This window comes from Ralstonia sp. ASV6, assembly GCF_016429285.1.
GTDB lineage: Bacteria > Pseudomonadota > Gammaproteobacteria > Burkholderiales > Burkholderiaceae > Ralstonia > Ralstonia flaminis.
In genome coordinates, this window is sequence record NZ_JAELUI010000021.1 from 16,007 (window position 1) to 41,370 (window position 25,364).

The 25,364-nt window shown below is 62.0% G+C and carries 25 protein-coding genes; 9 read left to right on the plus strand and 16 right to left on the minus strand.

The genetic code is table 11. From position 1 onward, the window contains the following. Positions 1-76 precede the first annotated feature (76 nt). Together JHD73_RS05900 and JHD73_RS05905 are read right to left on the minus strand one after the other, a co-directional pair. Entirely contained in the window at positions 77-550 is a 474-nt protein-coding gene (locus tag JHD73_RS05900; protein WP_199028737.1) for a hypothetical protein, read from the minus strand. Between the two features lie 437 nt (positions 551-987). Continuing rightward, on the minus strand, positions 988-1,665 hold the full coding sequence (locus JHD73_RS05905) for a TonB family protein (protein ID WP_199028739.1): 678 nt from the start codon (positions 1,663-1,665) through the stop codon (positions 988-990). Between the two features lie 279 nt (positions 1,666-1,944). Here JHD73_RS05905 and JHD73_RS05910 point away from each other — a divergent pair, with 279 nt between their 5' ends. After that, positions 1,945-3,291: a diguanylate cyclase gene (locus tag JHD73_RS05910; RefSeq protein ID WP_199028741.1), complete on the plus strand. Its 1,347-nt coding sequence runs from the start codon at positions 1,945-1,947 to the stop codon at positions 3,289-3,291. Between the two features lie 140 nt (positions 3,292-3,431). Beyond that, positions 3,432-3,998, plus strand: coding sequence for a nucleotidyltransferase family protein (locus tag JHD73_RS05915; protein ID WP_199028794.1), 567 nt, complete (start codon positions 3,432-3,434; stop codon positions 3,996-3,998). A 107-nt stretch (positions 3,999-4,105) separates the two neighbouring features. Here the strand turns inward: JHD73_RS05915 and JHD73_RS05920 are convergent, their stop codons facing one another. Both JHD73_RS05920 and JHD73_RS05925 read right to left on the minus strand, forming a co-directional pair. Then, positions 4,106-4,429 carry a hypothetical protein gene (locus tag JHD73_RS05920; protein WP_199028796.1) on the minus strand — a complete coding sequence of 108 codons (324 nt, stop codon included), beginning with the start codon at positions 4,427-4,429 and terminating at the stop codon, positions 4,106-4,108. Between the two features lie 248 nt (positions 4,430-4,677). Further along, positions 4,678-5,241, minus strand: a complete 564-nt coding sequence (locus tag JHD73_RS05925; RefSeq protein WP_199028743.1) for a hypothetical protein — start codon at positions 5,239-5,241, stop codon at positions 4,678-4,680. A gap of 248 nt (positions 5,242-5,489) precedes the next feature. On the opposite strand from JHD73_RS05925, the gene JHD73_RS05930 reads away from it, so the two are divergent. Further along, a complete protein-coding gene (locus JHD73_RS05930) occupies positions 5,490-6,482 on the plus strand; it encodes a DUF2804 domain-containing protein (protein WP_199028745.1) in 993 nt (330 codons plus the stop codon). A 15-nt stretch (positions 6,483-6,497) separates the two neighbouring features. Here the strand turns inward: JHD73_RS05930 and JHD73_RS05935 are convergent, their stop codons facing one another. Both JHD73_RS05935 and JHD73_RS05940 read right to left on the minus strand, forming a co-directional pair. Continuing rightward, positions 6,498-7,742, minus strand: a complete 1,245-nt coding sequence (locus JHD73_RS05935; RefSeq protein WP_199028747.1) for a serine hydrolase — start codon at positions 7,740-7,742, stop codon at positions 6,498-6,500. A gap of 70 nt (positions 7,743-7,812) precedes the next feature. Beyond that, positions 7,813-8,721 carry an alpha/beta fold hydrolase gene (locus tag JHD73_RS05940; RefSeq protein ID WP_199028749.1) on the minus strand — a complete coding sequence of 303 codons (909 nt, stop codon included), beginning with the start codon at positions 8,719-8,721 and terminating at the stop codon, positions 7,813-7,815. 562 nt (positions 8,722-9,283) lie between these two features. Between JHD73_RS05940 and JHD73_RS05945 the strand changes: the two genes are divergently transcribed. Continuing rightward, the gene (locus tag JHD73_RS05945; RefSeq protein WP_199028751.1) at positions 9,284-10,285 is read left to right on the plus strand and encodes a lysozyme inhibitor LprI family protein; all 1,002 of its coding nucleotides are present in this window, start codon (positions 9,284-9,286) and stop codon (positions 10,283-10,285) included. A 76-nt stretch (positions 10,286-10,361) separates the two neighbouring features. Here the strand turns inward: JHD73_RS05945 and JHD73_RS05950 are convergent, their stop codons facing one another. After that, positions 10,362-10,880, minus strand: coding sequence for a GNAT family N-acetyltransferase (locus JHD73_RS05950; RefSeq protein ID WP_199028753.1), 519 nt, complete (start codon positions 10,878-10,880; stop codon positions 10,362-10,364). Positions 10,881-11,259: 379 nt separating this feature from the next. On the opposite strand from JHD73_RS05950, the gene JHD73_RS05955 reads away from it, so the two are divergent. Both JHD73_RS05955 and JHD73_RS05960 read left to right on the plus strand, forming a co-directional pair. Beyond that, complete coding sequence (locus tag JHD73_RS05955; protein ID WP_199028755.1) at positions 11,260-11,565, plus strand: panthothenate synthetase; 306 nt, start codon at positions 11,260-11,262, stop codon at positions 11,563-11,565. Positions 11,566-11,700: 135 nt separating this feature from the next. After that, on the plus strand, positions 11,701-12,666 hold the full coding sequence (locus JHD73_RS05960; RefSeq protein ID WP_199028757.1) for a hypothetical protein: 966 nt from the start codon (positions 11,701-11,703) through the stop codon (positions 12,664-12,666). Positions 12,667-12,745: 79 nt separating this feature from the next. Here JHD73_RS05960 and JHD73_RS05965 read toward each other — a convergent pair whose 3' ends face one another. Both JHD73_RS05965 and JHD73_RS05970 read right to left on the minus strand, forming a co-directional pair. Further along, a complete protein-coding gene (locus tag JHD73_RS05965; RefSeq protein WP_199028759.1) occupies positions 12,746-13,258 on the minus strand; it encodes a tetratricopeptide repeat protein in 513 nt (170 codons plus the stop codon). Then, entirely contained in the window at positions 13,258-13,641 is a 384-nt protein-coding gene (locus tag JHD73_RS05970) for a hypothetical protein (RefSeq protein WP_199028761.1), read from the minus strand. The genes JHD73_RS05965 and JHD73_RS05970 overlap by 1 nt, the downstream gene beginning before the upstream one ends. A 619-nt stretch (positions 13,642-14,260) precedes the next feature. On the opposite strand from JHD73_RS05970, the gene JHD73_RS05975 reads away from it, so the two are divergent. Next, positions 14,261-15,397: a hypothetical protein gene (locus JHD73_RS05975; RefSeq protein WP_199028763.1), complete on the plus strand. Its 1,137-nt coding sequence runs from the start codon at positions 14,261-14,263 to the stop codon at positions 15,395-15,397. 81 nt (positions 15,398-15,478) lie between these two features. On the opposite strand, the gene JHD73_RS05980 is transcribed toward JHD73_RS05975, so the two are convergent. From JHD73_RS05980 to JHD73_RS06000, 5 genes are all read right to left on the minus strand, one after another. After that, entirely contained in the window at positions 15,479-16,036 is a 558-nt protein-coding gene (locus tag JHD73_RS05980) for a peroxiredoxin (RefSeq protein WP_199028765.1), read from the minus strand. After that, the gene (locus tag JHD73_RS05985; RefSeq protein WP_199028766.1) at positions 16,026-17,087 is read right to left on the minus strand and encodes a transporter; all 1,062 of its coding nucleotides are present in this window, start codon (positions 17,085-17,087) and stop codon (positions 16,026-16,028) included. Before JHD73_RS05985 ends, JHD73_RS05980 begins: the two co-directional genes overlap by 11 nt. Before the next feature lie 129 nt (positions 17,088-17,216). After that, positions 17,217-17,654, minus strand: coding sequence for a DUF2946 domain-containing protein (locus JHD73_RS05990; protein ID WP_233176802.1), 438 nt, complete (start codon positions 17,652-17,654; stop codon positions 17,217-17,219). Between the two features lie 270 nt (positions 17,655-17,924). Next, entirely contained in the window at positions 17,925-19,295 is a 1,371-nt protein-coding gene (locus tag JHD73_RS05995; RefSeq protein WP_199028768.1) for a nitrate/sulfonate/bicarbonate ABC transporter ATP-binding protein, read from the minus strand. 43 nt (positions 19,296-19,338) lie between these two features. Continuing rightward, positions 19,339-21,114 carry an ABC transporter permease subunit gene (locus JHD73_RS06000; RefSeq protein WP_199028770.1) on the minus strand — a complete coding sequence of 592 codons (1,776 nt, stop codon included), beginning with the start codon at positions 21,112-21,114 and terminating at the stop codon, positions 19,339-19,341. 275 nt (positions 21,115-21,389) lie between these two features. Here JHD73_RS06000 and JHD73_RS06005 point away from each other — a divergent pair, with 275 nt between their 5' ends. Together JHD73_RS06005 and JHD73_RS06010 are read left to right on the plus strand one after the other, a co-directional pair. Next, positions 21,390-21,677, plus strand: coding sequence for an acylphosphatase (locus JHD73_RS06005; RefSeq protein ID WP_199028772.1), 288 nt, complete (start codon positions 21,390-21,392; stop codon positions 21,675-21,677). A gap of 138 nt (positions 21,678-21,815) precedes the next feature. Further along, on the plus strand, positions 21,816-23,402 hold the full coding sequence (locus JHD73_RS06010; RefSeq protein ID WP_199028774.1) for an inorganic phosphate transporter: 1,587 nt from the start codon (positions 21,816-21,818) through the stop codon (positions 23,400-23,402). A gap of 53 nt (positions 23,403-23,455) precedes the next feature. Here JHD73_RS06010 and ppk2 read toward each other — a convergent pair whose 3' ends face one another. Continuing rightward, on the minus strand, positions 23,456-24,355 hold the full coding sequence (ppk2, locus tag JHD73_RS06015) for a polyphosphate kinase 2 (protein ID WP_199028776.1): 900 nt from the start codon (positions 24,353-24,355) through the stop codon (positions 23,456-23,458). 133 nt (positions 24,356-24,488) lie between these two features. Continuing rightward, positions 24,489-25,346, minus strand: a complete 858-nt coding sequence (locus tag JHD73_RS06020) for a 23S rRNA (adenine(2030)-N(6))-methyltransferase RlmJ (protein ID WP_199028778.1) — start codon at positions 25,344-25,346, stop codon at positions 24,489-24,491. Between the last annotated feature and the right edge of the window lie 18 nt (positions 25,347-25,364).

Consider the following 25,364-nt stretch of genomic DNA (forward strand, 5'->3'; position numbering starts at 1 on the left):
CTGGTAGAGGTATAGGGACGGAACGAGAAAAGCCGCCCAAGGCGGCTTTAATTTCAGACAACAGCTACCGGCTCACTCACGCCGCAGCCAACTCGGCCTCCTTCTTCCTCGGCCCCTTGGCAAACCGCACCGACAACGCCTTCCGCGCCGTATCCAACCCTTCGCCCTGACCGGCAACCTTGAGGAAGGCGTAACCCTCCAGCGCGGCGTTCATCACATCGCTGCCCAGCGCCAGTTGCGTGTCAGACATCCGCTCCTGCAACCGGTCCAGACGCACCAAACGGCTGCGCAGCAGATCGAACGCAGCCAGATCGCGACGCAATTCAGCGATGTTGAAGTTGCCGGGCAGCACGTTGGGGTTGTTGCCCAGCACCTCCACCGCCTTGCGGGCGAATGCCTCGGATTTATCGCCCATCTTCGTCAGGAAGCGGCGCTGCTCGATGGTCAGGTCAATCAGGCCGGTGAGCCTGTCTTCCAGGGTCTTCAGTGCACCGTCAATAGCGGTCAGGTCGGTGGTGGTGAGCTGAAACGAAACCAAATTCTGTGACATTGCATTCCTCTTCTTGGGGTGGCTAAGTCGTGCTGGCGAGCACGAGCGCGGGAGATTGGCCACCGCAGCGCACCCGATCAATAGGAGACGGCCCCGTGATGGCCGTTTTGATCGCAAGTCGAGGCGGATTCCTATGCCGATGGCGTTCGGAACCCTGCGGATGCGGTTCGGAACGCCGGCATATGGCGTTCTGGACTGTCTGCGTGAGGTTCAGAACCCCACGGTTGGCGTTCTGGACTCTGCATTTGGGGTTCAGAACTCGGGGGTGTGGCGTTCGGAACGCCACGCATGCGGTTCGTGAACACCGCGCTTGGAGTTCGGAACCTCAGGTGTCGGGTTCTGAACGCCATGTGTGTTGTTCTGAACGCTGCGGCAGCTGTCCAGAACTGCTTCCGAGAATCGGCGTGCCAGGCCTGCACTACCGCAGCGCCCAACCACTAAGGCTTGAACGTAAGAACAATCGTTCTGCTGCCAACCTGCCCAGGCTTCTCCAAGGGCAACGGAGACGAGCGCTCTATCGCCTTGAGCACCGCGTCATCGTAGGTCGTCACGCCGCTGGATTTTTGCAGCGTGGCGCGCAATACCGCGCCGTCTGGACCGAGCAACACCCTGACCACCGCGCTGATGTCACTTGGCAGGTTGCCATCCGAGACCAAGAGGTTTGACCTCACCTTGGCACGCACCTTTTCAGCGTACGCAAGCGTTGCCGCTGACAAGTCCGGGGATAAGGCTGCCGTGCGAATGGTGGCGCCGTCCGTGCTGAAGACAAAGGGCTTTGAGAAGGAGACGCGCATCGCATGACCCGTTTCAGGGTCTTTGAACGGCGCACACCTGGTCGACTGAACGGCATGCAGCGCGACCCCGTCAAGCAGGGCATTGCCGGAAGACTCGCTGACCTTCGCTTCCGAGACCGTCCCATCCGCCTCGATGACGGCAGAGACAACGACCCGGCCTTCGGCCCGCGCTCGTCGAGCTTCAGCCGGATAGACCGGTGGAGGCTCGTTGCATCCGCTGGTAGGCGCCTTGACCTCCGCCAGCGGTAGCGGTGGTGTGGCGCATCCCGTCAGCAGTACAAACGGCACGATGCAAGCCAGTCGCTGCATGCGATACGACATGAATCCCCCCAGTTCTTTGGCCCGGCATCTGTCTGATTGCTTTGCGCTGCGACTGGAATCCTAGCCGAAGCATGTGACAACGCCACTCAGGGGAGTCTTTGCCTATTCACAAGGCGCTGAGTTCGGTGTCTTCACTCGCTGCCGTATCAATCCCATCCGAAAACGTTGACGCCACCCATGCAGCAAAACCCCCACACCAACTTTTGATCGACTGTCCTCTGCGCGTGTAACCATGGACAATCGCCTTCGAATCCCGCCCCGCGAACCTGCAGCTTAGGTATGACAGAAAAAAATCCCTCGGAGACCGCTCGGCACGCCCTCAAGCTGCTGGCCTCACGCAGGTTGCCTCCCACGCCAGACAACTTTGCCTCGATCTACCACGAAATTGCCGGCAGCAAGCCCAGCCTCCACGCCCACGAAGCGGAGCGGATGGCGCTGGTGCGGGAGTTGTGCGAACAGCTCGCACGCACGGTTGAGTACTGCTTGCCGGCGCTGGGCGATGACAACACGACGATCGGCCCCTCGGCGCGGGTGCTGATCAAGGCCTGCCGCTCAGACTCGGAAACCCTTGGCAGCCTGAACACCAAGCTGGCGACGTTCAACCAGCGGCTGTCCCTGGCGGCGGTAGATCAGAACGAGATCCGCAAATCGTTGCTGAATCTGCTGCAGCTTGTGTTTGAGAACATTGGCGAGCTATCGCTTGATGACCGCTGGCTGCGCGGGCAGATCGAAGCCTTGATGAAGGCCAGCGAGGCCCCCGTGAGCCTGCGCCGGCTGGAAGACGTGCGCCGGCGCCTCAAAGAGGTGATCCAGAAGCAGGGCGCGTTGAAGGCGAAGTCGCTCGAAGCCCAGGAAGAGATGAAGTGGCTGCTGGCGTCCTTTCTGGAGCGGCTGTCTTCGGCAGCGGAAAGCTCGGGCGAGCACCACCGCCAGATGGAGGCGTGCATCAAGAAGATCGAATCGGCCCGCACGATCTCCGACATTGCACCCGTGATCCAAGACGCGCTGGCGGCCACCCGTTGGATGTCCTTGGTTTCAGCACGCCATCACGAAGAGCTGTCAGCCATGAAAAAGCGGGCAGAAGAGGCCGCGGCCGAAGTGGCGCGGCTGCATCAGGCGCTCGACCTGGCATCGGCATCGGCGCGTCATGACTTGCTGACCGGCGCGCTCAATCGCAAGGGTCTGGAAGAAGCACTGGCGCGCGAGGTTGCCCGCGCCGCGCATCTGAAATCTGCGCTGTCCATCGCCTTCCTCGATATCGACAACTTCAAGTCGATCAACGATGCGCATGGGCATAGTTTTGGCGACGATGCTCTCTCGCATCTGGCCCAGGTCGCGCGCGAAGCAATGCGCCCCCAAGACACGCTCGCGCGCTTTGGTGGCGAGGAGTTCGTCATCCTGATGCCCGATACGTGCCTGGAAGACGGCGTGCAAGCCATCGTGCGGCTCCAGCGCGCGCTGACTCAACGCTTCTTTGTTGCCGGCAATACGCGGCTCTTCGTTACGTTCTCTGCGGGTGTGGCGGAACTCGCCAAGGATGAAGCGCCCATGGACGCCATCCAGCGGGCCGATCGTGCCATGTACGAGGCCAAGCGTACGGGGAAGAACAAGGTTGTTGGGGCGTGAGGCGTCGGGTGGGCACGTGCCTTGCACACGTCTTAGATGGATCGCCTCTCTTCGTCAGGTAGCCGGTACGCGGGTTGCGTGTGTCACAAGAAACGCATGCGTTTGATTTGCAGGTCAGCAATCCCTTCAGGGGCGATCCAATGAGTCTTGAGGCACGCCTAGTGACCATTACGCGGCAGTCACCCTGGTTTTTCTCTGCGCTTGTCGCTGCCCGCAATCTACAACTCGATTCGTGGTGCATCGGGGCTGGTGCCGTTCGCAATCTTGTCTGGGACGCGCTTCACGCGTTCAGTTCGCCCTCTGCTCTGGCGGACCTCGATTTGGCGTACTTTGATGAGAGCGATCTTTCGCCCCAGCGAGAGCGCGACATTCAACGTCAGCTCGTTGCGACACACCCATGTGTGCAGTGGGAAGTGGCCAACCAGGCGGCCGTACATACCTGGTTTCAAGCCACCTTCGGATACGCCGTGCGGCCTCTTGTGTCGCTTGAAGACGCGGTGGGCTCATGGCCCGAGTGCGCCACATCGGTAGGGCTCACGCTCAATGCAGACGACTCGATCACCGTCATTGCTCCTCACGGCCTTGATGATCTTTTTGGCATGGTCATCCGCCGAAACCCCGCCCGTGTGAGCTTCGAAACCTATCGGGAGCGCATTGCGCAGAAACGCTACACCGAACGCTGGCCCCGGGTGACCATCGTCGCCTGAGCATGTGGTCTATCAGTTCTGTGGATACGGGAATGTCTGTTCTTGGCCGGACAGTCGGCACTGACGATCGGCGCCAACACGCCCAGGCTCCAGCGCCAGTCATCGATTTACGCTTGCCACACCGCGTACCCTTCCTCGCGCAAACCGATCGCCAGCTCCACTTCCATCTCCCGCGCCGCTTCGTAAGGCATCGGGTTGAAGCACTCGTATAGCTCCGGCATCAGACGCAAGCCATACTCCCGCACAAACCGGTTCGCTTTCAGCCCTGCCTTGTGTTTGTCAAAGCGCACGTCCGGCGACTGTCCTGTCATGCCCACATAAACGCAAGGCTTGTCACCCAGGTAGTCGGGATTTGCTCTCATGAAGCGCGCTTCGGCCAGCACTTGCCGCGAGAGTTCGACAACGTAGACGTGGTGGTGATGACGAGGCATTGAAGAAGTCTTCAACAGCGAAGCAGCGGACGGTGAGCATAGATCGTAGCGCTCGGGCATTTCTTCGGCCACTGCGAGCTGAGCGTCGGGGCCCGGAATGCCCTTAGTGCACCGTTTCCCAACAGCGGAAGCAGGATGATGAGTGGCCGAATTTGGCCGATAGAGAACGCTCAGCCCCAGGGGCCAAACGGAGGACTTGATACGAGCCTTGGACCTCCTGTCCTTCGGCATTGAGTTGTCTACAGTTCTCAGTGGATGTTGCGGATAACAAGGAAGAGCAAGCCGGCAACGGCCAGTCCTGCTGCGAATCCCGCAAACACTGCTCGGCTGCGAAGCCACGTCGGGCCAAGGGCCAACGGCGAAAGGTGGGCAACTATCTGACTGCGTCCGTTGCCGATGTCGCCAATGTGTTTTGCAACGGTCTCAAGGGTGGACAAGAATCGTTCGCCGCCAGTCGAGTCACCATCAATCGTTGCTTTCCAGAGATTCACGCGGGCGTGGAGGAGCCCATCACTCCATTCGATAGCCCACGCATAGTTCTTGAGCAGCGTATCCAGAGCACTGCACAGTTCGCTGTCTGCGGCGATGGCTTGAACAAGGCTGGGCGCTTGTTTTCCGTACGCAAAAAGCCCAGGGCGGATTTCTACTTTCGTCAGATAGGACAGCGGATTGACCAGTCGCGCTTTCTCTTTTGCATAGAACCCCACGTCAACGTGTTTGGTGCATGCGACCGGGATAGTCGCGACCTCAAGTGCTCGCGAACGAAATATAGAAACGTTGCGTTGCCGAGCCATTTCGTCGAGTGAAAGCATACGGAGCCGCCTCCTGAGCAGGACTCAATGGGATTCATATTACTGAACGTCAACTCTTGGCTGCGGATTCAACCGGTCGATGCAACGTATTGATGGCCGCTCTCAAGCTGAAATCGGTCAGTCGCTAAGGCGCGGCGCACACCCAGCATGGCTGCAACACACGTCCATACAGCCACTTCAAACGCCACATGTCACGTCAGGTGGCGTGTAGAGTCAGCGCACTCCGCCCACGACCTACGCGACACGCCATGACTACATCGCGCCTTCCGGCAGCGCCCAGCCAACTGGTGCTTGAACACGGCCTGCCTGCGTTTGGCATGTATGAGGGGATCGTGGAACAGCTGGACTGGCAGCCGCTGCAAACCACGCTCTACCAGCGGCTGACCCGCAAGCTGCATCACAAGCGTTGGCAATATGCCGCAATTGCGCATCCGGATTACTTCATCGGTGCGGCGATTGTTGACGTGGGTTGGACTGGCACAGCGTTCGCCTACCTGTTCGACCGGCAACGCCGGAAAGTTGCTGGTGCGACAAGTGCAAATGGATTGCCGGGTCTGTCGGCAAAGATGGAAGACCGCGCTTTTGGTCACGCGTCTTTCACGGCGGGAAGTTGCCGCATGGCCTTCCAGCGCAAACGCGATGCCCTGACCCTGACCATTCAGTCACCCAAGCTGCGGCTGGCGGCAGACATCCAACTGGCTGGCATGCCACCAGTGCTGGCATCCATTGCCCCCGCCAATTGGCTCGCGCACTCAACGCACAAGAGCGGCGGGCTGAGGGTCAGTGGCACCGCCGATTGCCCGGACAAACGCTATGGGCTGGATGGCGCCGTGGCATCGCTGGATTACTCGAACGGCCTGCTGGCGCGGGAAACGCATTGGCGCTGGGCCAGCGCGCACAGTCGTGACATGGGCTTCAACCTGCAGCAGGGCTATATGGGGGATGCCGAAAACGCCGTGTGGCTGCATGGCAAGCTGATCCGAGTCGGCGCGGTCGAATTTGAATTCGACGCGAAGCAGCCGCTGCAACCGTGGCACATCCGCAGCACCAATCGTCAGGTAGACCTGACATTCACGCCGGAAGGCGCGCGCAGCGAGAACAAAAACCTGCTCATCGCTGCCAGCCGCTATATCCAGCCGATCGGCCATTTTGATGGCGAGATTGTGGATCCGGACACTGGCATCCGGCATGCCGTGCAGGGGCTGCCCGGCGTGACGGAAGACCACACCTCGCGCTGGTAAGGCAGCCGATTCGCTTCAGCGCGCAAACCGCTCCACAACACCGCGCCACAACGCGTCCCGCTCTGCGCCCAGATGGGCACCACTCGCATCGCCCGATGCGTCCTGCCCCACCGCAAGGTGGACCATGGTCAGCCTGGATTGCGGGTCCACGTAGATTGCCTGCCCGTGGATGCCCAGCAGCACGAACCGCCGTGCGTCTCCGGGGAGGAGCCAGACCTGAAAGCCGTAGCCGTAATAGTGGCTACCGTGATAGACCATCTGCCCGGGGCGAAACGGATCAGGCTGGCGCGATGCGTCCGTCATGTTCAACAGGAAGTCGCGCGGCACCACTTGCCGAGCTTGCACCACACCATCGTTGGCAAGCATGGCCCCGAGGCGGGCGTAGTCGCGCGCCGTTGCGTTGAAGCCGCCTTGCGCAAATACAGATCCATCGGATTGGCGCACAAGATAAGTCGCCTTGGATTGCGCGCCCATCGGCTTCCATAGTTTTTCATCCACGAAGTCGCACAGGCTGCGCTGCGTGGCTGCCTGGAGTACCAGTCCCAAGACTTCGGTTTGCGCTCCCGCGTAGTTGAAACGCGTACCGGGCGGATCGGCACGCTCGCTCACCTGTGCGGCCGCCGCAAGCACCCCTTGGTTGGCTGCCGTCTTGAGAAATCGCGCTCGATCGTCATTGGGGGTGTAGTCCTCCACATACTTTGCGCCGGAGGCCATGCGCAGCAGATCGACAATGCGCGTTGCACCGTACAGGGTGCCGACAAGCCCGGGCACGTATTGGTCGGCGCGGTCCTCCAGCGAGTGCAGGCTTCCGTCCTCCAGCGCCTTGCCGACCGCGAGCGCAACCAGCGTCTTGGCCATCGAGTTGGACAGCATGCGCATGTCTTGCGTGCGGTCGTAGCCGTAGTGTTCCGCCAGGATGGTGCCGTCCTGAACAATCAGAACGGCGGTCGCACGCTGATGCTGCATGTAGTCCGCCAGCGTGTAGTCACCGCCACGAAAGCGATACCGGAAGTCGGCTTCCTTCTCTGCGATCTTGAGCGGCACCGGTTTGTCAGCCGGCGCAAGTTCGCAGGACGGTGAGAGCCGGTCCATGCCGCTAAAGGAACCCACGATGTAAGGGGCCTCGTGGATACGCGCGGCGCTTGGCGCCAACGGATAGCCTTGCTTCTGGCCCAGCAGGTCTTCATCGGGGGATGCCGTAGCGATGCTGCAGCAGGCGAGAAGCCCGCACGCAGCGGCATAGCGTTGGCGTGTCTTCATGAACGGAGTGGAGTTTGGTTTGCCGGGCGCGTGAACATCAGGCGGAATCCGCATCAGTGCCGATCCGGCGCTACTGCGCGAGGAACTTCACGATCGCGCTCACGGTGGCTTGCGGCTGCTCTTCCATCAACCAATGCCCGGCATTGGGAACAACCAGCTCTTGCACATTGGTGGCGGCATTGCGCATGACGATCGCTTCGTTCTGGCCGAAGGACTTTTCACCGCCGATGGCCAGCACCGGCATGGTCAGCTTGGTCGCGAGCGATTTCTGGTTGTCTTCCGCGTCTTGCGGAATCGACAGGAACTGCGCGAAAGCAGAGTGCATGGCGCCGGGCTTTGCATAGAGGCGCGCATAGTGCACCCGTGTTGCCTCGTCGATCTTCGTGCGGTCTCCGGCAAATTCATTCCAGAACCGGTCCAGATAGATCCGCTCGCGGCCTTTCACCAGACGCTCCGCATCGGGGCCGCCAAACGAGAAGTGCCAAAGGGCAGGCGAGCGGACGATCTGTTCCCACGGGGGGACGCCCGGCACCGGAGCATCCATCACGACCAGCCGCGTCGTCTTGTCCGGATAGCGCGCTGCATACGCGAAGGCAACCATGGTGCCGATGTCGTGGCCAACCACGTCGGCCTGATCGATGTTCAGGTGCGTCAGCACGGCCCGGATGTCACCTGCCTGCGTGCGTTTGTCGTAGCCGCCGTCAGGGTGCGACGACAACCCCATGCCACGCAGATCCGGAACCACCACGGTGTGGGTGCGTGCCAGCTCGGTGGCCAGCGGCGCCCACATGTCGCCCGTGTCGCCAAAACCGTGCAGCAAGACCACCGCCGGCCCGCTGCCGCACACACGCACAAACAGGGTCGCCCCGTCGGTCTGGATGTTCTGGTGGCGGCAGCCCGGCGGATACGGCTTCACCTGTGCCTGCACAACGGGCGTCATGGCCAGCATGAATGCAATGGCTGCAAACAGTTTTCGCATGATTTGTTCTCTGGGGAGGAATGCCGGTGTCGATCAGGAAATGGCACGCTGACTCTGCTCGGGCCGTATGACAGTGCGCTACGCAAACCTCACCAAGCGTAGTACGCGCCATGCATGGTGCAAGGATGAAAGAGAGGGGGGTTGCCGTGTTCAGAGCGGCGTCGATATTCACATGCCTGATCGAACGACTCGCCCCATAGCGGGTTTATAGGTTTACTTCTTTATGTATACAGATAGTAGTAATAGATAACGGTGGATAAGTTCTGTGGATAAGTACCAAAAGCGCTTTTGGATCAATGGCTTGCAGAACGGAAAACTCATCGGACAGCGTGTGCTGTTGCGTGGATGAGTCCGGGCGATCGCATCAGGCACCGTCGCCACGGTTGGAAGTTGTTCCTGCGCTGTGGACACGCTAACCCCGGAGAGCCAACACGCTTTTCCCTGGGGTTATTCACAGGTGGGGGTGGAGTTGTCCACAGAGGGGTTCGGCAAACCGTCGTGATGCGGCCGGGACAGGTACCATTCCGCTCGCTCGACCACCCCTGCGTTAATCGATACTCCAATGACACCGATCTCTGCCATTCGTCCAGGCGTAGCACTCGCCATTGCATTGCTGACAGCAACCAGCGCACACGCGGCCAGCTTCGATTGCGGCGCGGCGCGTAGTCCCATCGAGCACGCCATCTGCAATGACACCCAACTCTCTGCGCTCGACAGTGAGCTGGCAAATGCGTATCGCGCCGCGTTGAACAAACATGGTGCCGACACCGATGCGTTGAAGGCTGGGCAGCGAGAATGGCTGAAGCAACGTGCGCTGCCGTCTGGCGAGATCGATGTCGCGGTGCTGAAGACCACGTATCGCGCGCGCATTGATGAACTGCAATCGCAACCGGAATTCCCGAGCTCGAGCGCAGCGGTTGATGGTCCGGTCTTTTCAATGAAGCACATCGCGAAGCAACATGATTTTGTGCTGCGCATGCTGGAGGCGTGCCCGGAGAGCAATGCAGACAGGGATGCAACCTGTGAAGGGCCTGCCCAGTTGCTCATCTATGACAAGGGCCAACGGGCGGTGCGCCAGACCATCAATCTGCCGGCGGTCTTTGTCACGCTACCGCAAGGGGGCAAAGGGCCGCTGGTCAACTCGGCCCGGCTCTATGACTACCAGGGCGTCATCAACGTGGGCGATTTCAACTTTGACGGCCAGGAAGACTTCGGCATCCAGACGGGCAACAACGGCAGCTACGGTGGCCCGAGCTACGACATCTATCTGTTCAACGCGCGTACGCAGCGCTTTGTCCGCAACAGCGAGATGACGGAGCTGATCCTCGAGACGCTCGGGTTCTTTGAGGTCGACGCCAAGAACAAGCGTCTACGCACGTGGGCGAAGAGTGGTTGCTGCTATCACGAGCGCACCGTGTACGCCGTCGAACGAGATGTGCCTGTCGCCATCGAGCGCCGTATTGATGACGCACAGGGTGGCGGTGACAAGATGAAGGTCACCGTGGAAACGCTCGTGAATGGCAAGTGGCGCAGCAAGGTGCATTACGAGCCGATGCCGAAGTGAGTTGCCCGTAGCGGGCAAGAATGCCAATCGCTGATACCCCACACAGATGTCGCAGTGTGATCCGGCTGGAAGAATGCTAAGAACCTGATTGGCAAACAAACCGCGCCATAGACAAATCAGCGATATACGACCCGTCGGGCAGCCGTATGCGCTTCTCGAACCGTCCTTCTTCCACAAATCCAAAGCGCTTGTACAAGGCAATGGCGCGGGAATTCGTCGCCCTGACTCGAAGCTCAACCTTTTCGATGCGGGGATGGCTTTCCGCCCACGCCATCAGTTCGGCCATGAGAACAGTGCCGACTCCACGCGCTAGGTGACCGGGGTGGACAACGATCGTGAGACTGAAGACGTGAGAGAGCGCGATGAGCGTCATCGGCTCCAGAAACGCGTGCCCGATCGGGGTGCCCTCGTGCTCTGCCACGAGGTACAGCCCGTCTTGCTCAAGAAGCGCGATCTTTTGTTCGAATGCTTCAACCTGCAGCTCGTGAGGCTGTGACACCAGCAGCCCCGCGGTGAGTGCGGTGGCCTTTTCAGCGGCGCACAAGGTGGCGGCATCGGCTTGGCTTGCTCTTCGAATGGTGGTTCGTACCGTCATGGTGGCCTGAGGCTAAGGGCTGCTATCCAAAGAACGAAATGTTATCCCCAGAAGTTGTCCACACCCGTTATCCACAACGGTTGTCCACACGGGTGTTTCAGATCTGCAAAGGTTTTGGTTCGAAACACGCGCCCCTAGCCGGCACGCCGGTCGCAAGACTTGGCGGCACAACCTGTGGCGCGACTTTTGCATTGCGCACGGCGGCTTGCCAATTCCGGTTTTGAATATGCGACACCAATACCGGGCTCACCCATTTGGGGTGGCACCCGCTTGCTGCGTTGCCAGCGCAACGGCATCAATCATCGGGAGCGGGCGGCGGGCAGTTCGGGTCTGCGCGCGGAGCCACGGGATCGGCACAAGCCCAACGAGGAGTGAAGCCATGCGCATGCTCATGAACGTGCGAATCCCGCACGAACCCTTCAACACCTATGTGCGCGATGGCTCGATCGCCGAGCTGATCCCGCGCGTGATGGCGTCGATCAAACCCGAGGCCGCGTACTTCACTGAACAGGCCGGTGGCCGCGGTGCGGTGCTCATCGTCAACCTGGATGAACCCTCGCAGATTCCCGCATTGGCCGAACCGTGGTTCCTGCTGTTCAACGCCGATTGCGAGTTCCGCGTGGTGATGCATGCAGAAGATCTGCAGAAGGCGGGGTTGGCGGGGATTGGGCAGCAGTGGAAGTAAGAGGCATCGGGGCAGTACACACATCGCGCCCCGACTGCATCCGGCCAGCAAAATTGTCACAGGCAGACGTGCGCCAGGAACTTGCTGGCGTACGGCGGACTCCCTTTTGTCATATGCATTCATGGAGCGTCCGTCATGCGCAGCACCTTTGCTTGCGGAAAACACCTGTTCGCCGCACTGGCCTTGTTGTCGGCGTGTGCCGGTGCGGCAGCCGGTGAGCTGCGTCATTTTCTCTACACCGGCTCGGATGAACTGACCAGCATCGAGCCGCTGCTCCAACGACCTGATATTGGGGGCGTGCAGATCGTCTATAGCTGGAAGTCGCTGGAGCCTGAGCCGGGCCGCTACGACTTCTCCGGCATTGAGCGCGATCTTGCGTATCTGCAGCAACGCAAGAAGCAACTGTTCGTGCAGGTACAGGATCGCTTCTTCCTGCCCACCGCGCGCCATATCCCCGCATACCTGCTGACCGACCCCGCGTATGGCGGTGGGCTGGTGCGTCAATCCGATGACTCTGAAGTCAACCCCGGCGGCAGTGGATGGGTGGCACAGCAATGGAATCCGGCATTGCGCCAGCGCTTCCAGGCACTGCTGAGCGCGCTGGCCAAGCAGTTCGACGGCCGCATCATGGGGATCAATCTGCCGGAAACGGCCATCGACATTGATCGCAAGCGTGACAAGACGCGCTTCAGTTGTGATGGGTACTTCAACGCCACGCTGGAGAACATGCGCTTCGCCCGGCAGCAGTTCCATCAGTCCGCGGTGGTGCAGTACGTCAACTTCTGGCCATGCGAATGGGACAACGATCACCAGTACATGTCCCGCACATTCGCCGCCGCTGCGCAGCAGGGCATTGGCCTTGGCGGGCCGGACATCGTCCCCTGGAAGAAAGCGCAGATGAAAAACGCCTATCCGTTCTTCCATCAATACAAGGGCAAGCTACCACTGGTGGCGATGGCGGTGCAGGAGCCTACGCTACGCTACGTCAACCCCAAGACAGGCAAGCCATTCACACGCGACCAGTTCGTGAGCTTTGCCAAGGACTATCTGGGGGTGGATGTGATTTTCTGGGCGGTGGATTCGCCTTGGCTCAGGCGATAGATCGGACAGCTACCGTCTTTCCTTCAGCAAGTCGCGGTGCATCCGCCAATGACTGGACTGACATAGAGGAGCTGATACCTCAGGGGGCTTGATGTCGCCTTGCTTGCTCGAGCGCGACTAGCGCGTCATCCTCGCCTTCGTTGGCAGCCTGCTCGATCAGCAGCAATCCCTTCGCTTGATTCTGCTCGACATCATTCGCTCCATAGAACAGGGCCGTGCCGTAGATCAGTTTCGCCCTCGGGTGGCCTGCCTCTGCCGCCGCCTTAAAGAGGGCATCGGCCTTGCTGACATCCCGGGGGACCAAATCATCTCCAATGTCATACCGCACCGCCAGCATGTACATGGCGGGGGGATAGCCAGCGTCTGAAGACATTTTCAGGAGCCGAACGTGGCGCGCCTCAAACTCGTCGGTCGATTCTTCGCCGGCGAGGCTGAAAGAAGCGTAGAGAAGTAGCGCAGCTGGGTCGCCCACCGCCAGCAATGGCTCCAGGAGCCTATAGGCCTCGCGAAGATCACCGGAGTCGATCTGCTGCCAAGCCAGTTCGATTGGATCCGTAGGCGCCTTGTTTGTCATGGCCAATCGTTCGGTCATCAGTTCTTGTGAGCAATCCCTACACGTCGCTCCTGCTCGGCCAGCAGCGCAAGCTGCCGCTTGACAATCAACTCCCGCTGCGCGAGCTCGGCCTCGTAGCGCTTGAGCAAAGCGGCCATCTGCTCGCCCTGCGCTGCGCTCTCCTTCATCAGGCGCTCACGCTCTGCCATTTCTTTGTCATACGCGGCACGCTCGGCAGCCAGTTGCTTCTTCTGCTCTTCACGCGCGGCGGCCCGCTGCTCGGCCTTGCAGGCACGTTCCGCATCTTCACGCTCCTGGCTGACCTTGATGGCGGCCCATGATGCTGCTCCCGCAACAGCGCAGAACACCACCGAGAACGCCAACGACTTGACCAGAAACCCCATCGTGCTCTTGATCGACATAACCCCCCCTTGGTTGTACGTCGATCACTCTAGTCCCACATGACCAACCAAAGGTTAAGGCCAGCTTTCGCCCTGAAGCCGATTTGATCAAAACATTCATCCTTTCCGCCAACAAACATTATCTCGCAAACGATTAAATCGAAAATCCGTCTGCAAATAAATAATCTTCACAACAGGAGTCAAGCGACGGAATTTGCAACCCAGTTGGCGCCAACATAACCTTCCCCTCGCTTCACAAAATAAGCGCTGTTTCTTATAAAAACAGATCGCACAAAGCAAGCGCCCGCACAACGCATGGGCTGGCCCAACGCCAAGGGAGTGGGATTCACACGCCGTACCGACACGCGGCGCCTGAAGCACGCACGGTAGTTTGTTATGGATACATACATTCCAGATTCAACCGGAATGCGGATTCGTGCGCGCTGGAATTTTTCATCTTGAATATCGCTGCGTTTTCACCAGATGGATTGAAATTGAATCCAAGGGATTATTTCGCCAGAAATTCAAGATTTTGACTGAGCACCATGACGGCGCCGGCATTACCCCCAGATCAGGTCGCCGCCATTTCCTGCGCCCGACAGCCGGCAGGCGCAGTTCTCACAGACAGGAGACGTTGGTCATGAACAAGCCTTTTGAATTTACGGAAGTCGATTTGTCTGCAGTGAGCCTGGCCGCCACGACGGATTGGGCCAACCTGGGCGGTGCGTTCCGCGGTACGCCGCAGCAGATCTTCTACGGCGGCTCGATGTACGTCTTCACGCGCAATACCGACAACACGCTGGGCATGTGCACGGTGGCCACCTCGGGTGACAGCGGGAGCTGGTCGAAGTGGGGCGGCACGCTGCAGTTCAACCCGTCTGCAGCGCCGTCGCCCAACGGCACCATCGCGGTCATCGGTCTGATGCAGGCAGGGCAGGTGCAGGTGTCGTACATCAACCCGTTCATCGGCTCGTACACACCGTGGACGACCATCGGTGGTGGCACGCCGACCACCTTTACCGGCGCACCGGTGCTGGCGGTGAACTCCAACCAGCGGCTGGAAGCGTTCTCGCTTGATACCGCCGGCAACCTGTGGCACTCCTACCAGACCGCCGTGGCCCCGACCATTACGTGGTCGAACTGGTCGAAGCTGGGCGGCGGATTCAACCCGCAGGCGCAGGAGTTCAGCGTGTTCCTGCTGCAGAACAGCGGCCAGCTGCAGGCCGTGGTGCTGGGCAAGGACAACAACCTGTATCAGTCGACGCAGTACGCGGGTGGCGGTGCAGACAGCTGGAGCGCATTTGCCGTGGTGGGCGCAGGCTCCAACCCGATGCCGCAGTTCGTCAACGGCCCGGCCGCCAACTTCTGCTCGAACACCAACAACGCAACGTACGCCGGCTGCAACAGCCAGTCGGCTCAGGGGCAAAACCCGCTGGTGTTCTGCGCACCGTCGAGCAACCCGTCGTACAACTTCCCGACCTGGGGCGGGGTGGGCAACCTGACGGCGGATCAGTATCCGATGCTGTCAGTCGCGCCGCTGATCGTCAGCAACGCGGGCACGCCGCAACTGGTCTGGATGACGAACTCCCGGCAAGTGCTGCTGGTGTCGCAGTCACTGGCATCGCCCACGTTCTGGATGAACAACGTGCAATCGGTGGGTAACGCCAACCCACGCTTCACGGGCCTGATCAATGCCGTGATCAGCAACGGCGCTGTCAGCCTGGCGCAGGCCAATGCTGACGGCACGCTGTCGTACATCAACTATCTGCCGCAGTAACGATCCCTCGTACGCGACGTTGCCCAATGTTGCGTCGTTGACCGGGCCGGAGTGCGTTTCCGGCCCGTTTTTATTGGCCTATCAACGCAGCAATGGTGTGACGATGCGTTCAAGCCGTTCGGTCGTCCACGCGGGCTCATGCGAATCCCAGCCGTTGTCGGCCAGCAAGCCATTGCGGTCGATCGTGAAGTTGACCGGAATCCGCCACACGCGGCCGTAGCCGCCCGCATAGGCACTGCCGAGCAGCCCCACAGGAAAGCTCCAGGCCGCCGCCATTTCACGCACCGCCGGCAGCGAGGCCGGCTCATCCAAGCTGAAGCCGAGGACGCGCAGGCCGCGGTCTGCGTGCTTTGCTGCGTAGTCGGAGAGCAAGGGCAACTCCTGATGGCACGGGCCGCACCATGTCGCCCAGAAGGTCAGGATCACAACGTGGCCACGCAGGTCTTCGGTGGAGATGCTGTGCCCGTCAATCGTGTGCAGCACCAGCGCAGGCGCAGGCCGCCCGACTTCAAGGCTCGCGGCCCGCGCATCGCGAGATGGACTCACCAGCCCGGCGCCCAGCGCTGCCGCGCCGGCCGTCTGCAGCCAGGCGCGCCGCGACCATGTGCGGTCTGAACGCGCTTGCACATCAGAAGGCATAGCTGGCTCCGACCGTGCCCGACCAACGCGGGAAGAGTTGATACCCCTGCAGGTTGCTGTAGAGCGCCTTCTGCAGGAACGCGTAGATCTGCATGTTGTGCGTCACGCTTACCGTCACGCCCGGCGACAGGTAGACCACCGTACCAGCGGTGTTGGTGGTATCGGCCAGCGCGCCCTTGTCGGCGTTCTTGCGCGTGATGTTGAACTGCAGCTGCGGCACGATGTGCGGATTGGCCTCGTAGCGCACACCAAAGCTCATGGTGGCAAGGTTGCCCGGACGGAAATCCGCGCCAGCCTCGTTCAGGCGCTGATGCACGGCAGCCTGGAATTGACCGTTGATGAAGGCATCGAAATCCTGGCTGACGGGCTGGTAGTAATAGGCGCCCAGAATCACATCGGTGCTGCCTGTGCCGGGCTGGAGGCTGGTATCCAGTGCCTGCCCGCCCGCGCCGTTCGGGCCGCTGTTGAAGAACACCGGATTGCGCCCGACGGTGTTGCCGGTCAGCACGTTTTGCCCACCGTAGCGGCCAGTCGGCAGCTTGATGCCCAGTTGCACGCCCAGGTTATGCGTGGGTAGAAAGCCCTGATAGCTCGTGATCAGCTTGATGTCGCCCAAGCCGCTGGCGGTGGCGCCGCTCAGGTTGTCCGGCGTGAGCTGATCCGACGTGACCGCGCCGTAGGTCGTGTGGCTGCGGTCCACATACGGCACGATCGCGCTGAAGTTCCAGCTGCTGTTTGGGCTGTAGTTGATCCCGAGGTTGAAGTAGCGGTTGATGGTCTGATGCTCAACCTCCTGGTTGCCACCCGCGTCATTGATGCTTGCGGCCTGCGCAGGCGTGACCGATCCGGTGCCGCTGCGCAGTTGGTTCTGCGGGATGTACGTGTAGTCCAAGCTGATGCGCCAGCCCGGGATGGCTGAGTAGCCCATCGCGGCATCCGTGCTGAGCGAGCAGCCGCAGGTGGCGCAGGCCTGCGCTGCGATGGGTGCAAACATGCCGGTGGCGCAGGCGAGCAGTGCCGCGCACCGGATCATGTTGGATGGTGTTGTCATGGGGATTCCTCACGCTGATAGGTACGTGCGCGCCCTGACCAACGGTCGGTACGCCGCACGGCGTCTTGTCTGAAAACGGCTCGAGCCGGGCGCGAGTGCGCTGTGCAGTCGCTGCCCTGGTTGACGTGGTCAGAGGAGGAAGGGTGAATCGCGCGGCCGACCGGCGTGGCGCGCTTGATGCGCTGCCAGGCGTCCGCGTTCCGCGGGCCATGCCGTTGCCTGGGTGGGTGCCGGCTCCACCATCGGCGGAAGGGTTGTCGGCACCAGCACGTGGTCTGCCAGCAGATCGCAGTAGCCGCAGGCCGCATGGTGGTGGCCGGCCGGCATCTCATGCCCGATGGGCAGGGCGGTGCTGGCGGCAGCCGACGGTTTGGCCTCACAAAGCGGCGCAGCCTGCTCGAACGCCTGCAGCGCTTGTGCCTCCAGCGCCTGACTCACCATCGGCACAAACAGCACGAGCACCATCGCCACCAGGCCAAGCCAGGCGGTCAGTCTTTTGCGGGTGCGGGCGAAATGCATGGTGGCCAATGAGGCTGCCGGGCGGCCCTGTGTGGACAGCTCCAGCATGTGCGGATGCGCGGTATTACACCGCAAAACAGCATCGGTATCCAGATCAGCGGCAGGGGGCGTGTTGTTTGGCGTTTCGCAGTAGGCGTGCGGCCGATCCGCATGCAGTTGAATCGTGCATTGGGGCGCGCTTTTTAGAGCCCTTACTTGCTGAGGCAACCGTTGAATCCGCGTTGGCGGCAAACCGTCGCACCGCGTGAACAACGCCTGGATGTGAAAAGAGCCGCACCGGGCGGCTCTTTTTCAGGGGAACAACAAACGAGCGCCGTCTTACGCTCCAGCCGCCCCATCCCCACCTTCCTGCGCTTCACGCTCTTCACGTTCCTCGCGCTCTTCACGGGGCAGGGTCAGCATGCCGGTGTTGTACACGTATTCGTACACCTCGCCGTAGCGGCCCCATTCAATGCCGATCTTGAGCACGCGCTCGGCTTCTTCGGGCTTGAGATAGGCCTCCAACTCGCGCAGGACCTGCTCTTCGCGAATCTCGCCGTCTTCATTGGCTTCCAGCTCGGCACGGATGTGCGAGGCCAGGGCCACCTGTTCGAGCAGCTTCTGGCCGAACAGCACCTTGCGCTCGGGCGGCTCGGTTTCCATGTAGGTCTTGCCGAACGGGGTGACGATGATGTCGCCGCGCTCGATGGTGGCGAGCTGCAGCAGGGCCAGCGCTTCGCAGGCGGGCAGCAGATCGTCGTCGGTCACGCCGGCTTCTTCGGCCAGGTGCGGCAGGTCGGCGCGGCCGTTGAACGGCGCTTCCACCAGCAGGTCCAGGATGGCCTCCATCTGGCCGATCTCGGCTTCCGGCAGGCGGTAGGCCAGTTGCTGCGCAGCAGACTCGGCGCCCACATGCACGCCCACGCGCTCGGGCGAGGTCATCAGGCCGTACACCTCGTCGATGAGGTTGCGCACGGCGGCGGAATCGCGGTTGCGCGGGCGCGGGAAGGGCACGCGCACTTCGGCACGGATACGCCCCGGATCGCTGGAGAGGATGACGATGCGGTCCGCCATCATCACCGCCTCTTCAATGTTGTGCGAGACGATCAGGATGGCCTTGATCTTGGTGCGGCGGTCTTCCCACAGGTCGAGCATTTCGTCGCGCAGGTTCTCGCCGGTCAGCACGTCCAGCGCGGAGAACGCTTCGTCCATCAGCAGCAGGTCGGGCTCGGTGACGAGCGCGCGCGCAATGCCCACGCGCTGGCGCATACCGCCCGACAGTTCGCGCGGCAGGGCGCTGTTGAAGCCCGACAGGCCGATCAGGTCGATGGCCTGCTCGGCGCGCTCTTCGCGCTCGGCCTTGCCCACGCCTTGCGCTTCCAGGCCCAGCTCCACGTTTTGCTGCACCGTCAGCCACGGGAACAGCGCAAACGACTGGAACACCATCGCAATGCCCTGCACCGGGCCGCTGTATTCGCGCCCGCGGAACAGCACCTGGCCGCGGTCGGCACGTACCAGGCCCGCCATGATGCGCAGCAGGGTCGACTTGCCCGAGCCGGACTTGCCCAGCATGGCGACGATCTCGCCCTCGCGGATGTTGATATCCAAACCCTCGAGCACCGAGCGGTCGGTGTGGTCTGCGGTGCGGAAGATTTTCGAGACGCCGCGCAGCTCGATGACGCTTTCAGTATTCACGCCGTTGGTGGCCATGTTGATGCTCTCTGCTAGGTATTCGGATGACAAGCGCGTCGGTTTACAGGCGGGTGCGCTCTTGCGCGATGTCGTACAGGCGGTTCCACAGCAGCCGGTTGAAGCCGACCACGAACAGGCTCATCACCACAATGCCCAGTGCAATGCGCGGGAAATCCCCCTTCGATGTCATCTCGGCGATGTAGCTGCCCAGGCCCGTAGCGACCAGCGTGCGGTCGCCCCACGTGACGTATTCGGAGACGATGCTGGCGTTCCACGAACCGCCGGCAGCCGTCACCAGGCCCGTGAGCAGGTTGGGGAACACGGCCGGGATCAGGAAGCGCTTCCACATCAGCCAGCCGCGCAGGCCAAAGTTGCGCGCGGCCAGTTTCAACTCGGTCGGGATGCCCGTCGCACCGGCAATCACGTTGAACAGGATGTACCACTGCGTGCCAAAAATCATCAGCGGGCTCAACCAGATCTCGGGGTTGAGAGAAAAGCGCGCGATGAGCATCACCGCCAGCGGGAACATCAGGTTGGCCGGGAAGGCCGCCAGAAACTGCGCCACCGGCTGCGCGATACGCGCCACGTTCGGGTTCAGGCCAATGCGGATGCCGATCGGCACCCAGATCAGCGCAGCCAGCGCAATCAGCACGATCACGCGCGTCATGGTCAGGAAACCGAGCCACAGCACGTGGCCCACTTCTGCCCAGCCCACCTCAGAGCGCACGAACTGCAGGATGTGCACGACGGCGGCCAACGCGGCCAGGATGATGATCACGTCGGCCACGCGGTTCCACCACGGGAAACGCGCGAAGGCGCTGTCGCTGTTGACGGCCGTCGGGCGGGTGCGCTCAGCGCCCCAGGAGAGCGTGCGCTCGGCCAGCGCGGCGGTGCGCTCGAGCAGCGCCTTGACCCATTCGGAGCGGCGCAGCAGGTCAAGCAGCCACGATTGCGGCTCGCGCTCGGAGGACATCGCATCGAAGCGGAAGCGATCTGCCCAGGCAATCAGCGGGCGGAACAGCAACTGGTCGTACAGCAGAATGCCGATCAGCATGGCGAGAATCGCCCAGCCGATGGCCGGCAGGTTCTGCTGCTGGATCGCCAGCGAGATGTACGAACCGATGCCCGGCAGCTTGATGTCGTGGCCCGATACCGAGATGGCCTCCGATGCCACCACGAAGAACCAGCCGCCCGACATCGACATCATCATGTTCCACAGCAGGCCCGGCATGGCAAACGGCACCTCCAGGCGCCAGAAGCGCTGCCACTTGGACAGGCGGAACACCGTGGCCGCCTCTTCCAGGTCGGTCGGGATGGTGCGGAACGATTGGTACAAAGAGAACGCCATGTTCCACGCCTGCGACGTGAAGATGGCGAAGATGGCCGCGCATTCCACGCCCACCAGGTTGCCCGGGAACAGCGCAATGAAGCCCGTGACGGTAATCGACAGGAAGCCCAGCACCGGAATCGATTGCAGGATGTCCAGCGCCGGCACCATGACCTTCTCGGCCGTGCGGTTCTTGGAGGCAATGGCCGCAAACGCAAATGAGAACGCCAGCGACGCACCGAGTGCCAGCAGCATGCGGATGCTGGTGCGCAACAGGTAGTAGGGCAGCTCGACCACATCGAGGCTCACGTCCAGCTGCGTCTCACCCGGCGTGTACGGCACGTTCATCTGCTTGGCGGCAAAGGCCACCAGCACGATGGCCGCCAGGATGATGGGCAGCAGTGCCAGGTCAAAGCGGTTGGGCGGCGCCGTCAGCAGGTTGCCGAAGTTGACGCCAAAGTTGGCACCGAAGGGGCCCCGGACGGTGGTTTCGTTGTCGTTTTGCTGCATCTTGAATGACCGGGACAAATCGCTGGACAAATCGCGCTGACGAAAGTCGTGTGGCCCAATGTCTGGACCAAGGCGCGATACGTGGCGTGGGTGGCAGGGCGCGGCGCTTGGCACCCGGCGGCAAGCCGCCTAGTTTACCTTGCGTAACGCCGGATCTCGCCGTGCGGTTGTCAGTCTGCCTACGTCACATTCCAGAAATGTGACAGAGATGCGACAACGTTGGTTTGTCATCTTTCTTCCAACATATTGCCCGCCGCCTGCCCTGGAGCCGCTCCATGTCCGCCATCGCGCAAGTGATCATTACCGTACAGGGCCGTGTGCAGGGTGTGGGCTATCGGGCTGCCTGTGCCGACATGGCCCGGGCGCTGGGCCTGCGCGGCTGGGTGCGCAACCGTCGTGATGGGGCGGTCGAGGCTTTCCTGGCCGGCCCCGAAACCCATGTGCTGCGCATGCAGGAATGGATGTGGGAGGGCCCCGACAGCGCCCTGGTCACCCAGTTGGATGTGGCCCCGGGCACGGCCGAGGTATCGGTATCCGGGTTCGAGATCCGGCCGACGGTGTAGACCATACCGCTAGGTCCTTGCCGCGCCAGTCCCTACATCGGCAATAAACGGAAACAAACGCGACACGAAACCGTCACCTACGGGCCCAGAGCGGCTCCTAGAATCGACCACTCCCCCAGCCCCCGCCTTGGTGCCCCCATGTCGCATCCCCTTTCCGTGCAACTCGGCGCTGTGCCCGCGCGCTTTCGCAATGCCGGCATTGCGCTGTTTCTGCTGATCCTGGCGGCCGCTGCCGCCTACGTGATCAGCCACCTGGTGTCCGACCTGGAAAGCGTGGCTTCCAGTTCGGCGTTTCCGTTTGTCCTGCTTGGCATTGCACTGGTCATCGCGCTGGGCTTTGAGTTCGTCAACGGTTTCCACGACACGGCCAATGCAGTGGCCACGGTCATCTACACGCATTCGCTGTCGCCGCATCTGGCGGTGGTGTGGTCGGGCCTGTGGAATTTTGCGGGGGTGCTGACCTCCAGTGGCGCAGTCGCCTTCGGCATCCTGCAACTGCTGCCGGTGGAGCTGATCCTGCAGGTGGGCAGCCACTCGGGCTTTGCGATGGTGTTTGCGCTGCTGATCGCGGCCATCATCTGGAACCTGGCGACGTGGTACCTGGGGCTGCCGTCGTCCAGTTCGCATACGCTCATCGGCTCGATCATCGGCGTGGGGCTGATGAACCAGCTCCTGCGCGGCGCCAACGGCACCAGCGGGGTGGATTGGAGCCAGGCGCTGGGGGTGGGCAAATCGCTGCTGTTCTCGCCCATCATCGGCTTTCTGCTGGCGGCGCTGCTTCTGCTGGTGCTCAAGGCATTGGTGCGTGTGCCGGCGCTCTATGCCGAACCCGAGGGCAACCAGCCCCCGCCGTTCTGGATTCGCGCGCTGCTCATCCTCACCTGCACGGGCGTGTCGTTCGCGCACGGCTCCAACGACGGGCAGAAAGGCATGGGCCTGATCATGCTGATCCTGATCGGCACGGTGCCCACCGTCTACGCGCTCAACCGCGCCGTCACGCCCGCCGAGACGCAAACCTTCCTGGCGGTATCGCACCAGGCGTCGGCCGCCTTCGGCAGGTACGCCAACGGAGTGGCGCCTTCGGCCAACCCGCGTGCGGATGTGCAGACCTACGTGCAGTCGCGCACGCTCACGCCGGCCACGCTGCCCGCCGTGCAGGCACTGACGGACACCATTGCCGTACAGGTCGGCCAGACGGGCTCGATGGCCACCGTGCCGCAAAACGAGGTGGATAACGTGCGCAACAACATGTACTTGGTCTCCGAGACCATCCGCCTGCTCAAGAAGAACGGCCAACCCGCCATCAGCAAGGATGATCAGGCCATCATCGACAACTACAAGCAGCAGCTCGACCACGCCACCAAGTTCATCCCCACGTGGGTGAAGGTGGCGGTGGCGATTGCGCTGGGCCTGGGCACGATGGTGGGCTGGAAGCGCATCGTGGTGACGGTGGGCGAGAAGATCGGCAAGCAGCACCTGACGTACGGGCAGGGCGCCTCGGCCGAGTTGGTGGCGATGGCCACGATTGGCGCGGCCGATGCGTATGGCCTGCCGGTGTCGACCACGCATGTGCTGTCGTCGGGCGTGGCGGGCACCATGGCTGCCAACGGATCGGGGCTGCAGTGGAATACGGTGCGCAGCCTGCTGCTGGCATGGGTGCTGACGCTGCCAGCGTCGATCGTGCTGGCCGGCGCGCTGTACTGGGTGTTCAAGGCGGTGTTCTGAACGAAACCCGCACAGCGCGCTGGCGTTGCTGCTGGTACCGGTGCCTCAGCAGATCAGTAGACGTTCGGGACGATCATCTCGTCGGGCACCGGGTGGCGGATGTATTCCGCGTGGTGCACACGTTCGGGCAGCACCACCGGCGGGTGCGGCACCGGGTGATACGGCACCTGGCCGAGCAGGTGGTCGATACAGTTCAGGCGCGCGCGCTTCTTGTCATCGGCCAGCACCACCCACCACGGCGATTCGGGAATGTGCGAGCGCTCCAGCATCGCTTCCTTGGTGCGTGTGTAGTCTTCCCAGCGGCGGCGGCTTTCCAGGTCCATGGGGCTGAGCTTCCACTGCTTGAGTGGATCGTCGATACGGCTCTGGAATCGCACTTCCTGCTCTTCGTCCGTCACCGAAAACCAGTACTTGACGATCTGGATGCCGGAGCGCACGAGCATCTTCTCGAACTCGGGCACCGAGCGGAAGAACTCCTCGTATTCATCATCGGTGCAGAAGCCCATCACGCGCTCAACACCGGCACGGTTGTACCAGCTGCGGTCGAACAGGACGATCTCGCCGGCAGCGGGCAGGTGCGCCACATAGCGCTGGAAGTACCACTGCGTGCGTTCACGATTGGTGGGGGCGGGCAGGGCGGCCACGCGGCACACACGCGGGTTCAGCCGCTGGGTGATGCGCTTGATGGCGCCACCCTTGCCGGCGGCGTCGCGCCCTTCAAAGATCACCACCAACCGGTGGCCGGTCTCGATCACCCAATCCTGTAATTTGACCAGCTCGCCCTGCAGGCGGAACAGCTCGCGGAAGTACATGCGTCGGGTCTCGCGAGACTCTTCGCTGATGCCCTCCCCGCCGAGCAGGTGGTCGTCGATTTCCATTTCCAGCTCCTCGTCCAGGGTGTCGAGGAGGTCTTCCTGCAGCCGCGCCTGTCGCGCCGCGTCGCGTTCGCTCATGATGTTCTGCTCCTGCCGTCCTACTGAATGGGGCACGCCGCCCCGGGGGCGACGCATGTTCAAGCATACGCCCGAGTAGGTAGCACGCCCATGTGGCATGGCAGTGACATGGGGCGGCGGGGCACCAGCAGGCTTAGCTTGTCTGGGCTTCAAGCGTGAACTTGGCGGCGCTGTCCTGGCCGAGTAGGCGGACCAGCGTGGGCATGGCCTCTTCCAGCTGCGCCTTGAGCGTCCACGGCGGGTTGACGATGAACATGCCGCTGCCGTGCAGGCCCAGGCCGCCAGCCACCGGCTGCTTGACCGTCAAGGTCACGTGCAGCCAGTCGCTTGCTCCCAGCCGCTTCAGCTGTGCCGGCAGTTGCACCGATTCACGCCGTTGCACCTGCGGATACCACACCGCATACATGCCGGTGGCAAAGCGCTGCAGGCTGTCCTGCAGGGCCTGCACGGTGCGCGCGTAGTCCCGCTTGTCTTCAAACGAGGGGTCGATCAGCACCACCGCGCGGCGCGGCGGCGGGGGCAGGATCGCCTTGATGCCGGCAAAGCCGTCGCCGTCATACAGCATGACCCGGCGGCCGGCACCGCGAAAGTTGTTGGACAGCACCTTGATCTCGGTGCTGTGCAGCTCGAACAGGCGCAGGCGATCGGCGTCGCGCAGCATCTGCCACGCCAGCCACGGCGATCCGGGGTAGTGCTTGAGGTCGCCTTTCGGGTTCAGCTCGCGCACCTGGTCGAGATAGGCGTCGAGCAGCGGGGGCATCGATTCACCCGCGGCGGCGGCGCGCCACAGCGGGCCGATGCCGGTGTCGAACTCGGCCTTCTTCTGTGCCCACTCGTGGTCCAGTGCATAGAGGCCGGCGCCCGAGTGCGTGTCGATGTACCAGAACGGCTTGTCCTTCTGCGTCAGGTAGTCGAGCAACTGCGTCACGACGGCGTGCTTGAGGACATCGGCATGGTTGCCGGCGTGAAAGGCGTGGCGATAACTGAGCATGGACAGGCCAAGTGCGCT